Below are 12,558 nucleotides of genomic sequence, written 5' to 3'. Positions count from 1 at the left end.
CGTGCCTCTATTATATATAACTGCCGCCCATTTTAAAAGGAATTTTACAAAAAAACTTTATCTTGCCAGCAAAGCACGGTATACTATAGGGTAAGACTTTTTCAGTCTCTTGTTCTTAGAAAGGGTGATTGGGTGGAAACCAAGCAGTATCGCCAGCCCCGGCGCCGAAAGAAGCGCCGTAAGGTCCCCCGGAAGCGCCGTACAGGGCTGCTCATCCGGCTCCGGCAGATGAGCTGGTACAATCTTATTCTCGTGGCCATCATCGTCGCCGGCTTCTATCTCATCGGCGTCCGCCTCTACAGGCTGTGGGAAATCCATGACGACATGAACCGGACCCTGCAGCAGGAACAGACCTTGCGGGACGAAAATCTTCGCCTTCGCGAACGGCGTGACAAGCTGAATGATCCCGATGAAATCGCCCGGGAAGCGCGCGAACAGTTCGGCCTGGCCAAGCCCGATGAAATTCCCTATAAGCCGTGATTCCCTATATTTTGTATTTTGATGATTGAATTTTTTGGCATTTATGAGTATAATGGCTTTATACGTTTAGCAGTAATGCTGATATTACAAGGAGGAAATCAAAACAGCATGACAATCGAAATAGGCAGTGTGATGGAAGGTACCGTTACAGGAATCACAAAATTTGGCGCATTCGTAGAGCTTCCGGATAAGAAGGTAGGTCTTGTACATATTTCTGAAGTCGCTAATGAGTATGTCAAAGATGTAAATGATTTTTTGAAAGTTCGAGACAAGGTCAACGTCAAAGTGTTGTCTGTAGACGATAAGGGAAAAATCGCCCTGTCTATCAAACAGACCCAGCCGGCGCCGGAAAAGAAAGAATTCCGTCCGAAACGCGATTTTCGGCAGAAACATGAATTCCGCCAGCATAACGGCTTTGATTCGCGCCGTTCGTCGGGCTCGCTGTCTTTTGAAGACCGGCTCAGCAAATTCCTGAAGGAAAGCGATGAACGCCTGATGGATTTGAAGCGCAATACGGAATCGAAACGCGGCGGCCGCGGTGCGCGCCATGCTGATTGAGTGCGTATTGAATAGCGGAAGGTAAAAAAGAAGGGCGCTGTTGCACAAAGACAGCGCCTTTTTACGTTTACAGGAAGGAGCAGATATGGAGTATCAGAAGTATGCAGTCATCGACATCGGCTCCAACTCCCTGCGACTCATGACGGGCTGGCAGGAAGTCCCGGGCACGTGGATCTTTTCGCCGAAAGAACTGGCGACGACGCGGCTGGGGAAAGATATCGATGAAACACACCATTTGTCACCGGCAGGGATGGAAGCGTCCTTTGCGGCCATGGAAGGCTGGAAAGAACAGCTGACAGGCGTACCGGTCTGTGCCGTCGCCACCAGTGCCGTCCGCGAAGCTATCGACGGCCAGGCCTTCCTGGCAGAAGTGCGGGCCCGTTTCGGCTGGCACTGCCGGGCCATTTCGGGCCTGGAAGAAGCGTCGCTCAGCTTCACTGGAGCTACGGCCTCGCTCAGCCCCGATGTGACGGCAGCCGTCATCGACATCGGCGGCGGCAGCAGTGAAGTCGCCGTCGGCCGCGGCGGTGACCTGTGCTGGTCCCACAGCTACCCCATGGGGGCGGTACGCTTTACACGGGGCGAAGTTATGAGCCATCAGGCCGTCGCCCATCTGGAAAACCGCTGCTATCAGGAATGGCTGCCCATGCAGGTCCAGCCGGACCTGCTCATCGGCGTCGGCGGGACGCTGACGACTCTGGCGGCCATGGACTTGCAGCTGGCCGTCTACGATGCAGAGAAAGTCGAAGGCCATCGCGTTTCCTATGATGCCCTGTGCGGTCATATCGAACGCCTCCAGGCCATGACGCCGGAAGAACGGCGCCACGTACCGGGCCTGCAGCCCAAGCGCAGCGACATCATCGTCGCCGGCCTGCTCATTGCCAAGTCCTTTCTCCAGCGCTATCACATCCCGGCCATCACCGTCAGCGAACGGGATCTCATGGAAGGCGTCTTTTTCCGCCATTCCTTCCATGATGCGGCCTGGAACTCCCGGGACCGCCAGTCGTGAACCTCGTCGACCGCGTAGACGCTTACGGCAGGCAGCACGGCCTGTGGCAGCCGGGAAGGGCCCTGGTCGTCGCCTGCTCCGGCGGGCCCGATTCGCTGGCCCTGCTGGATATACTGAGCCGCCTGGCCCCGTTATATAGGCTGACCTTGACGGCCTGCTACGTCCACCACGGCATCCGCCGGGCGGCCGATGAAGAAGTCGGCCTGGTACGGCGCGAAGCCGTGCGCCGCCATTGCGGTTTTGCCTGGCAGTACGTCGACGTGCCGGCCCTGGCCCGGCGGGAAAAGGCGTCGGAAGAAACCGTAGGCCGGCGCGAACGCTACCGCATCCTGCGGGAAACGGCCCGGGCCTGCGGGGCCGAACGCATTGCCGTGGCCCATCACGCCGATGATCAGGCCGAAACGGTATTGCTCCATCTCCTGCGCGGCAGCGGCCTCGACGGCCTCTGCGGCATGGCGCCCAGGCGGGGCGACATCATCCGGCCGCTGCTTATGGTGACCAAGGCGGAGCTGGCAGCCTATGCCGCGGCCCGGGACCTTCCGGTCTGTCACGACGAAACCAATGACAGCCGGCGCTACAGCCGCAACCGGATACGCCTGGACCTGCTGCCGCAGCTGCAGGCTTATAACCCGGCCATTACGGCGGACCTGAACCGCCTAGCCGATATCGTCAGGGCCGACGAAGCCTTTCTGGACGACGCTGCCGAAACACTCTATGGGCAGCTCGTCCTTCCCGAAGACGTACCGGCTTTAGACAAGAAGCGCTTGCTGGCCCAGCCGCTGGCTATGCAGCGGCGCCTCATCCGCCGCTTGTGGCAGGAGGCGACGGGCTCTCGTCAGGACCTGCCTTTTCATTATGTTGAAACGATACGGGACCTGGCCGCCAAAGGAGCTGGAAAACAGTTCCAGTGCGGCCGGGCCTGTGCTTATACGACCCGGACAGCCCTCTGCCTGGGTCCTGCCGTTCCCCGCAGGGGACGGCAGGGGTAATTCACTTTTTCACGGAGGAAAACAAGATGCATCAGGATATCAAAGAAATTTTATTTACAGAAGAACAGATTGCTGCCCGCGTCCGCGAACTGGGTGCGCAGATCACTAAAGATTATGCCGGCAAGACCATCCTCATGTGCGGCATCCTCAAAGGGGCCGTCACCTTTTTCACCGACCTGGCCCGCTGCATCGACGGCCCGGTCTACTTCGATTTCATGAGCTGCTCCAGCTACGGTTCGTCGACGACGTCGTCAGGTGTCCTCAAGATCCGCAAGGACCTCGATAACGATGTCAAGGATAAAGATGTCCTCATCGTCGAAGACATCATCGACACGGGCGTCACCTTGAGCCATCTCGTCCCCATGCTCCAGGAACGGGGGGCCCGCTCGGTCAAATTGGCAACCCTCCTCAGCAAGCCGGCCCGCCGCCAGGTCGAAGTCCCTGTCGATTACAACGGCTTTGAAATCCCCGATGCCTTCGTCGTCGGCTATGGCCTCGACTACGACAGCCGCTACCGCAACCTGCCGTACATTGGCATTTTGAAAGAAGAAGTATATTCCAAGTAGTTGTTGCTTTAGAAGAAGTGTGGTAATATAAGACTGTATTGGTTGGAATAAAAAAGCATTATCATAAACTAAGTGAAAGGAGCCATATTTTGAGTAAATTTGTGCGGAATGTAAGTTTATACTTACTCATCATCATCGTCGCCGTATCGATTATAGATGCCTTTACCAGCAGTAAGACAGATAAATCGGAAATTTCTTACACGAATTTCATGAGTCAGGTGCAGCAGAAAAAAGTCGATGCCGTCCAGATCACAGCCGACCACGCTATCGTCGGACAGCTGAAAGACGGAACCTCTTTTACTTCTTATGCCCCGACCGATTCGGCACTCTTGCCGGCACTGCGCGATGCTGATGTCAACATCATCGCCAAACCGCCCGAACAGCCTTCGTGGTGGATGAACATGCTGACAGCAGTCCTGCCGATCCTGGTCCTCATTGCCGTCTGGTTCTTCATCATGCAGCAGACCCAAGGCGGCGGCGGCCGGGTCATGAACTTTGGCAAGAGCCATGCCAAGATGCACGGGGAAGGTAAGATCAAGGTTACCTTTAAAGACGTTGCTGGTGAAGACGAAGCGAAGGAGGAACTGGCGGAAATCGTCGAATTCCTGCGCAACCCCAGCAAGTATAATGCCATTGGCGCCAAGATACCCAAAGGGGTGCTCCTCTTCGGTCCTCCGGGGACCGGCAAGACCCTCCTGGCTCGTGCCGTAGCCGGCGAAGCCGGTGTCCCCTTCTTCAGCATCAGCGGTTCCGACTTCGTCGAAATGTTCGTCGGCGTCGGTGCCTCCCGTGTCCGTGATTTGTTCACACAGGCCAAGAAGAATGCGCCCTGCATCGTCTTCATCGACGAAATTGATGCCGTCGGCCGCCAGCGCGGTGCTGGCCTTGGCGGTGGTCATGACGAACGGGAACAGACATTGAACCAGCTCCTGGTCGAAATGGATGGCTTCGGTTCCAACGAAGGCATCATCACCATCGCTGCGACCAACCGTCCGGATATCCTCGACCCGGCGCTCCTCCGTCCAGGCCGTTTCGACCGGCAGATTACCGTCGACCGGCCGGACCTGCGCGGCCGCCGGGCTATCCTCGACGTCCACGCCAAAGGCAAGCCTCTCGGCAAGGATGTCGACCTCGACGTCATCGCCAAGAAGACGCCGGGCTTCACCGGTGCCGACTTGGGCAACCTGCTCAACGAAGCAGCCCTCCTGGCTGCCCGGGCTAATAAGAAAGTCATCAACATGGCTGAACTGGAAGAAGCCAGCGAAAAAGTCTGCTTCGGTCCGGAACGCCGCAGCCATGTCATCAGCGATAAGGAAAAGCGCCTGACGGCAGTCCACGAATCGGGCCACGCCCTCATCGCCTATCTCCTGCCTGATGCCGACCCGGTCCACAAGGTCACCATCATCCCCCGCGGCCGGGCTGGCGGCTATACCATGATGCTGCCGGAAGAAGACCGGTCGTATGAAACGAAGTCGTACTACCTGGCCCAGATCCGCGTCGCTCTCGGTGGCCGGGCTGCTGAAGAAATCGTCTTCAACGAAATCAGCAGCGGCGCTTCCGGTGACCTTCAGAGCGTCACCCGTATCGCCCGCCAGATGATCACCCGCCTGGGCATGAGCCCGAAACTGGGCCCCATGGTCTTTGGCGAACAGCAGGACCAGGTCTTCCTCGGCAAGAGCCTGGGCCACGAACGCAACTACGGCGAAAGCGTAGCCGAACTCATCGACAAGGAAATGCACGACACCGTATCGGAAGCCTATGCCGACGTGCTCCACATGCTGCGGGAACACCTGGATACGCTGAAAAATATGGCCAATGCCCTGATGGAAGTCGAAACGATCAATCATCAGCAAGTCGATAACCTGGTCAAATACGGCACCTTGGAAGGGCCGCAGGACGCTAAAAAAGAAGCTGCTGAAATACCGGCAGAAACGGCAGAAGCCGAAACACCGGACACAGCAGCCGTTTCCGAAGCCGCTCCGACAGCCAAGGAAGAAGCACCTGCACCGGCAGCTCCCAAAGCCGAACAGACAGAAGTACAGATCAGCCCCTGGGGAAACCCTGTCCCCAAAGGCGGCCTGACCACAGGCCTGACCGATAAGGACGAAGAAGAAAAAAAGGCTGACGAAGAAAAATAGAGAGTGAAAAAAGCTTGTCGCATGTGCGGCAAGCTTTTTTAGCAGTTAGCAGTTAGCCCCTAGCCCCTAGCCCCTAACCCCTAACCCCCAACCCCCAACCCCTAACCCCTAACCTCCCCTTGACAGGGTTATCGTTTATGTTACAATTTCTACATAGAATAGGTGAGTTATGCGCTAGGGAGTAGCGCTTTTTTTTGAATGGATGCTGCCAGGGGCAGCGGCAGAGGTGATTGCTATGAGACAAGACATTCTCGATTTTTTGATACAGCACAAGGACGAATTCGTATCGGGCCAGCAGATTTCTGAGCAGCTCGGGATTTCCCGGACGGCCGTATGGAAGCATATCCGCGTCCTCAAACAGCGGGGCTATGTCATCGAGTCGTATACCAAGAAAGGGTATTGTCTGCGCGAAGCACCGGAACTGCTGTCGGAACAGGCTATCGAAGAAGGGCTTTCGACGAAAGTCGTGGGACGTCATATCGTCTACCGGGAACGCGTCGATTCGACGAATAATGTCGCCAAGAAGCTGGCCGATGAAAGCGCCCCGGAAGGGACCATCGTCGTCGCCGAAGAACAGACCGGAGGCCGGGGACGCATTAACCGCTCGTTCTTGTCGCCTTTTGCCAAGGGCGTCTGGTTCTCCCTGATTCTGCGGCCTAACATCCCGCCTATGGAAGTCTCCAAGATGACCCTCATGGCTGCCGTCGCCGTGGCCCGGGCCATCCGCCATCACGGCCTGACGGACTGCGGCATCAAGTGGCCTAACGACATCCTGGTCAAGGGCCGCAAGATGGTGGGCATCCTGACCGAACTCAACGGTTCGGCAGAAAAGGTCAACTACATCATCATGGGCATCGGCGTCAATACGGGCATCACCGCCGAGGACCTGCCTAAGGATTTGCAGTCCATCGTCACCAGTTTTGCCCGCGAAGGCGTCCGCGTCAGCCGGCTGGCCCTGCTGGAAACGCTGCTGAAGGAAATCGAAGGGCTGTACCAGACCGTCTGCCGTGAGGGGTTCGCACCGATCCTGGCCGAATGGCGGGCCCTGTCCTGCATATTGGGCCAGGACGTAACGGTCACATCCATCGACAAGACCTTTTCCGGCAAAGCCGTCGATATCGATGAGAACGGCAATCTCCTCGTTGCGACGCCAGAAGGCGTGGAAGTCGTCATGGCAGGGGATATTCATGTCCGTCCGGCTTAATTTAGCCGTAAAGACTATTCAAGACAGGCAAACTCTGTTATTATAATAGGCGTATTATCAACTTAAAGTAGGCAGGAGATAAAGTTATGCTATTAGTCATTGATGTAGGGAATACAAATATTGTCCTGGGCATTTTCAAGGGAAAAGAGCTCATGGACCACTGGCGCGTATCGACGAACCGCCTCCGGACGACCGATGAATACGGCGTCCTCATTCGCAACCTCTTTTATTTGAACGGCGTCAACTCCGATGAAATCGATGCCATCATCATTTCGTCGGTCGTACCGCCGGTCATGCCCACGCTGGAACGCATGTGCCAGCGCTATTTCGGCCTGACACCGCTGATCATCGGACCGGGTGTCAAGACGGGCATGGACATCAAATACGACAATCCCCGTGAAGTCGGTGCCGACCGCATCGTCAACGCCGTTGCAGCGTATGAAAAATTCGGCGGCCCGGTCATCATCATCGACTTCGGCACGGCGACGACCTTCTGTGCCGTCGACAAGAAAGGAAATTACCTCGGCGGCGCCATCTGCCCGGGCATCGGCATCTCTACAGACGCCCTGGTCCAGCGCACGGCGAAACTGCCGCGTATCGAAGTCGTCCGCACGGATAAGGTCATCTGCCGCAATACCATCGAAAGTATGCAGGCCGGTGTCTTCTATGGCTTCGTCGGCCAAGTCGACGGCATCGTCGCCCGTATGCGCAAGGAACTGGGATGCAAGGCTAAAGTCGTCGCTACGGGCGGCCTGGCCGTCATCGTCGCTCCGGCTACGGATGCCATTGACGTCGTCGAACCCATGCTGACCCTGGAAGGGTTGAGAATCATTTATGACCGCAACCATTAAGCCCTTTGCCATCGGCACGGTCGAGCTCGATGCCCCGGTCATCCTGGCCCCTATGGCCGGCGTCTGCGATGCGCCGTACCGGGTCATCGCCCACCGCTATGGAGCGGCCCTGGTCTGCGCGGAAATGGTCAGTTCCCAGGGCATCCGCTACCGCAACCAGCATACGGAAGAACTGCTGCACATCGAAGATGGGGAACACCCCCTGTCCATGCAGATTTTCGGCTCGGACCCGGACGTCATGGCCCAGGCAGCGGCCGTCGTCGAAGAAGCCGGTGCCGATATCGTCGATATCAATATGGGCTGTCCCGTCAAGAAAGTCGTCAAGAACGGCGACGGCTCGGCCTTGATGAAGAACCTGCCCCTGGCAGAAAAAGTCATCCGTGCCGTCGTCGGCGCCGTGTCCATCCCGGTCACGGTCAAGATGCGCACCGGCTGGGATGACGCCTCTTTTACGGCGCCGGAGCTGGCCAAACGGGCTGAGGCGGCTGGTGCCGCTGCCGTCACCGTCCACGGACGGACGCGGGAACAGTTCTATAGCGGCAAGGCGGACTGGCAGAAAATCAAAGCCGTCGTCGATGCCGTATCCATCCCGGTCATCGGCAACGGCGACGTCGTCGACGGCCCGTCGGCGGCAGCCCTGATGGAACAGACCGGCTGCGGTGCCGTCATGGTCGGCCGCGGCGCTCAGGGCAATCCCTGGATTTTCCCGCAGATACGCCATTATTTGGCGACGGGCGAAGTCCTGCCGCCGCCGACGGCCATGGAACGTTATGAACAGATGCTGTCCCATTTTGAAGCCCTGCTGGCCTATAAAGGCGAATACATCGGCGTCCGGGAGATGCGCTCCCACGCCTCGTGGTATACCCACGGCCTCTATGGCTCGGCGGCCCTGCGCGAACGCATCAACCGGGCCGGTTCGGCTGACGAATTCCGAGCCATCGTCCGCGACATGATGGACAAGGCGCGCCGGGCAGGGACATAGCTGTTTTATTGACACAAGGGACGGATGTGCATATAATTAAGAGTACGGTATAAATTAAAGATATAATATTGAAACGTGATTATATCGCAGGAGGAGCAGGAATATCATGACCAACGAAACGCTGATTACCCAGGAAGGGTTACAGAAATTAAAAGATGAATTGAATGAACTGAAATCGGTCCGCCGCATTGAAATTTCTCAGCGCATCAAAGAAGCTATCGCCCTCGGTGACTTGAGCGAAAACGCCGAATACGATGCCGCCAAGAATGAACAGGGCATCATCGAAGGCCGTATTGCCGAATTGGAAGCCAAAATCCGCACGGCTAAGATCATCAAGGAAACTGATGATGGCTCGGATAAAGTCCGCCTCGGTTCCAAAGTCATCCTGGAAGATGCCGAAACGGGGGACCGCTTCGATTACACCGTCGTCGGTACGGCAGAAGCCGATCCGTTCAACGGCCGCATTTCCAATGAATCTCCTGTAGGGAAAGCCATCCTCGGCCAGGTCATCGATGCTGCCAATCCGGCTATCGTTACCGTCAAAGCACCGGCAGGTGAAATCAAATACCGCATCTTGCCGCCTGATGCAGAATAAATCCTAGGAGGAATATCATGTCGGACACGAAAGAAAAAGAAACGCCCATTATTGAAGAAGAAAAATTGAATGACCAAATGAAGGTCCGCCGCGAAAAGATGCAGGAATTCATCGACGCCGGCGTCTATCCCTTCGGTCAGAAATACAACTGGGATCATCATGCACAGGAAGTCAAAGATGACGCCGTTGAACTGGAAAAGAATGAAATCGTCGTCAGCGTCGCCGGCCGCCTCATGGCCATCCGCCGCCACGGCAAGACTGCATTCTGCGTCCTCCGCGACTTGAGCGGCGAAATCCAGCTCTATTTCCGCAAAGACGTACTCGGTGAAGAATCGTACAATTTATTCAAGCTCCTCGATATCGGTGATATCGTCGGCGTCGAAGGGACAGTCTTCGTCACCCATACGGGCGAAACGACGATCCGCGTCGAAAAATGGACCCTCTTGTCCAAATCGCTCCGTCCGCTGCCGGAAAAATTCCATGGCCTGACCGATAAGGAAACGCGGTATCGCCAGCGCTACCTCGACCTCATCGTCAATCCGGAAGTCAAAGACACGTTCATCAAACGGTCGAAGATCATCAAGGGCATCCGCAAATACCTCGATGACCGCCACTTCCTGGAAGTCGAAACACCGATGCTCCATACCATCGCCGGCGGCGCTGCAGCCCGTCCGTTCAAGACACATCACAACGCCCTCGATATGGACATCTACCTGCGTATCGCACCGGAACTCCACCTCAAACGCCTCCTCGTCGGCGGCTTGGAACGGGTTTATGAAATGAACCGCTGCTTCCGCAACGAAGGCATCGATACACGGCATAACCCGGAATTCACGACGGTCGAATTGTACCAGGCTTATGGCGACTTGGAAGACGTCATCAACATTACGGAAGACATGGTCTCCAAACTGGCAGAAATGCTCTATGGCACGATGAAATTGACCTATATCGACAAGGAAATCGACCTCACGCCGCCGTGGGACCGCATGACCATGATCGAAGCCGTCAAGAAATTCAACGGTGCTGACTTTGAAGGCATTACCGATGTCGAAACGGCCCGCAAGATGGCTGACGAACACGACGTCGAATACGGCCAGTACGATGGCGTCGGCAAGATCATCAACGCTTTCTTTGAAAAATTCGTCGAAGAAAACCTCATCCAGCCGACGATCATCACCGGTCATCCCCTGGAAATCTCGCCGCTCACCAAACAGGACCGGGACAATCCGCTCTTGACCTATCGTTTTGAAGCCTTCATCTATGGCCGCGAACTGGCCAATGGCTTCTCGGAATTGAATGACCCCATCGACCAGCGCAACCGCTTCATCGAACAGATGAAGGAACGGGAACGCGGCGATGACGAAGCGCATCAGATGGACGAAGACTACTGCCGCGCACTGGAATATGGCCTGCCTCCGACAGGCGGCCTGGGCATCGGCATTGACCGACTGGTCATGTTCCTGACCAACAGCCCGTCTATCCGCGACGTTCTCCTCTTCCCGTTGAGCCGCCCGGAACAGCATAAATAAGACAAGGACGGTTCCATGAAGGTTTCTGCCATCATGCACGATTCCTTTGACTTAAAAGTTTTTCGTTCGTCGTTCATCGTTCATCGCGATGGCTTGTTATTTTTGCTCCCTTGCGACAAACGATGAACGGCCTGCGACCAACGTAAAACGGAGCTGTCTTCATTGGACAGCTCCGTTTTCTCAATCCTACGAAGGAGGAACGCTATGAAATGTACAGCCATGGCTGCGCTGGTCTTCGCTGCCTGCCTGGCCTGGGGGCCGGCAACGGGGGCGGCACCAGCTGAAAAGCCGGAAAAGGCCCTGACCGGGACTGCCGCTGCAGCCGCAGTGGATGCCGGCGGGAAAGCCGGGACCGTTCCGTCTGTCCAGAAGGACGCCGATAAGGCCATCAAGGCCGTCGCGCCCCAGTCCGATGACAAAACCGGCAAAGCGGATAAATCCGATAAAGACGGCAAAGAGAATAAAGACAGCAAAAAAGAAATGGCCCATGTACCGACGGATGATGACTGCGTCCTCCTCGATTCGCTGGATACGCTGACCATTCCGCCCCTGCAGGCCAGTGATTTCTACATCGGCAGCATCCATCACGGCGACAGCCCGGCCAAGGTCAAGCGCATTTTTGGGCCGCCGGCGAAGTTTTCCCGCAGCACCCACTATACGACCATGCAGTACAACGACAAGGACTTGAAAATGCGCTTTACTTTCCGCAACAAGACGGCTGACAGCCTGCGCCACAGTGCCGATACGCGCAAAGCCGTCCTGCCCGGTGCGGAATCGATGTTCCTGTCGGCTGGGACGAACATCCTAATCGGCCGGGACGTACGCCTGAAATATCCGGCCGAAGTGCTGCTGCGCCAATATGGCCTGCCCGATTCGGTCCTGCGCGATGCCGATGCCAATGTCTATTACTTCACTTATGAAAGTCCGCGGAAAGATGTCATGTACGTCTTTGCCATCGGCAACCGCCGTATCGAACGCGTGGCCCTCATGCCCGTGCGGCCGCCGTACATTACGGGGGACGAACCGGCGGACCGCATGAAACTGGGCGAACGTGACTTTACCCTCATGGGTTTCGGTCTCAACCAGCCTTTCGAGCCGAACAAGTACAACATGTGGACCAACCTGGTCAAGCGCAATAACAGCAACTTCTGGCTCTATGGCGATTACGGCGTCGAAGTGGACCGGCGCAATATCGTGCAGAAAGTCTTCCTCTTGACGAATAACGCCTATACTGGCCGCGGGGCGACCCTGGGTTATCACGTCTCGACGATCCTGGCCTTATATGGCCGGCCGGACCGCGTCGAATGGGGACCGGACAAAGAAAAATCCGTCGACGCCTATTACTATGACAGTCCCTATCAGAAAGGCGTGTCCCTGGTCATCGTCGTGCGTCACAACGAGCCCTATGTCGATGACATCATCCTGACGTCGACGCCGATCAAGAACATCCAGGACCCGATGGAACGGTATGGATTGAAATGATGATACATATTGTTTTGTCATATGTCAAAATAAAATAGCAAAAATGCTTTACTTATATGATGAAACAGCAGTTTACAACTTTTTGAACAAATAAATATCGCGTAACCACACCTTTGAAGTATAATGAATCTGCTAAAACACATCATCTCAAAGGAGTTACGCGATGAATTCATTA

At 56.1% G+C, this 12,558-nt stretch carries 12 protein-coding genes; all 12 read left to right on the top strand.

What is annotated here, in order from left to right; all coding sequences use genetic code 11:
- The first annotated feature begins 132 nt into the window (after positions 1–132).
- The 12 genes from ACFCTO_RS09440 (at position 133) to ACFCTO_RS09385 (ending at position 12,383) form a co-directional block, all read left to right on the top strand.
- Positions 133–480, top strand: coding sequence for an FtsB family cell division protein (locus ACFCTO_RS09440; protein WP_020311504.1), 348 nt, complete (start codon positions 133–135; stop codon positions 478–480).
- Between the two features lie 108 nt (positions 481–588).
- Positions 589–1,038, top strand: coding sequence for a S1 domain-containing RNA-binding protein (locus tag ACFCTO_RS09435; RefSeq protein ID WP_370843114.1), 450 nt, complete (start codon positions 589–591; stop codon positions 1,036–1,038).
- A gap of 85 nt (positions 1,039–1,123) precedes the next feature.
- On the top strand, positions 1,124–2,047 hold the full coding sequence (locus ACFCTO_RS09430; protein WP_292261776.1) for a Ppx/GppA phosphatase family protein: 924 nt from the start codon (positions 1,124–1,126) through the stop codon (positions 2,045–2,047).
- Positions 2,044–3,036, top strand: coding sequence for a tRNA lysidine(34) synthetase TilS (gene tilS, locus ACFCTO_RS09425; RefSeq protein WP_499876788.1), 993 nt, complete (start codon positions 2,044–2,046; stop codon positions 3,034–3,036). Before ACFCTO_RS09430 ends, tilS begins: the two co-directional genes overlap by 4 nt.
- Before the next feature lie 26 nt (positions 3,037–3,062).
- Complete coding sequence (gene hpt / locus ACFCTO_RS09420; RefSeq protein WP_020311501.1) at positions 3,063–3,602, top strand: hypoxanthine phosphoribosyltransferase; 540 nt, start codon at positions 3,063–3,065, stop codon at positions 3,600–3,602.
- Positions 3,603–3,691: 89 nt separating this feature from the next.
- Complete coding sequence (gene ftsH, locus ACFCTO_RS09415; protein ID WP_499876787.1) at positions 3,692–5,740, top strand: ATP-dependent zinc metalloprotease FtsH; 2,049 nt, start codon at positions 3,692–3,694, stop codon at positions 5,738–5,740.
- A 235-nt stretch (positions 5,741–5,975) separates the two neighbouring features.
- Positions 5,976–6,944, top strand: a complete 969-nt coding sequence (locus ACFCTO_RS09410; RefSeq protein ID WP_499876786.1) for a biotin--[acetyl-CoA-carboxylase] ligase — start codon at positions 5,976–5,978, stop codon at positions 6,942–6,944.
- An 86-nt stretch (positions 6,945–7,030) separates the two neighbouring features.
- Positions 7,031–7,795: a type III pantothenate kinase gene (locus tag ACFCTO_RS09405; protein ID WP_370837083.1), complete on the top strand. Its 765-nt coding sequence runs from the start codon at positions 7,031–7,033 to the stop codon at positions 7,793–7,795.
- On the top strand, positions 7,779–8,777 hold the full coding sequence (dusB, locus tag ACFCTO_RS09400) for a tRNA dihydrouridine synthase DusB (RefSeq protein WP_302485023.1): 999 nt from the start codon (positions 7,779–7,781) through the stop codon (positions 8,775–8,777). Before ACFCTO_RS09405 ends, dusB begins: the two co-directional genes overlap by 17 nt.
- Before the next feature lie 106 nt (positions 8,778–8,883).
- Positions 8,884–9,372, top strand: a complete 489-nt coding sequence (gene greA / locus ACFCTO_RS09395; RefSeq protein WP_020311496.1) for a transcription elongation factor GreA — start codon at positions 8,884–8,886, stop codon at positions 9,370–9,372.
- Positions 9,373–9,389: 17 nt separating this feature from the next.
- Positions 9,390–10,901 (top strand): lysine--tRNA ligase, encoded by a 1,512-nt coding sequence (gene lysS, locus ACFCTO_RS09390; RefSeq protein ID WP_499876785.1) that lies wholly within the window; start codon positions 9,390–9,392, stop codon positions 10,899–10,901.
- A gap of 204 nt (positions 10,902–11,105) precedes the next feature.
- Positions 11,106–12,383, top strand: a complete 1,278-nt coding sequence (locus tag ACFCTO_RS09385) for a hypothetical protein (protein ID WP_499876784.1) — start codon at positions 11,106–11,108, stop codon at positions 12,381–12,383.
- The last annotated feature ends 175 nt before the right edge of the window (positions 12,384–12,558 follow it).

This window comes from Megasphaera indica (genome assembly GCF_046614755.1).
Lineage (GTDB): Bacteria > Bacillota > Negativicutes > Veillonellales > Megasphaeraceae > Megasphaera > Megasphaera intestinihominis.
This window is presented reverse-complemented; position numbering and strand designations above follow the sequence as displayed.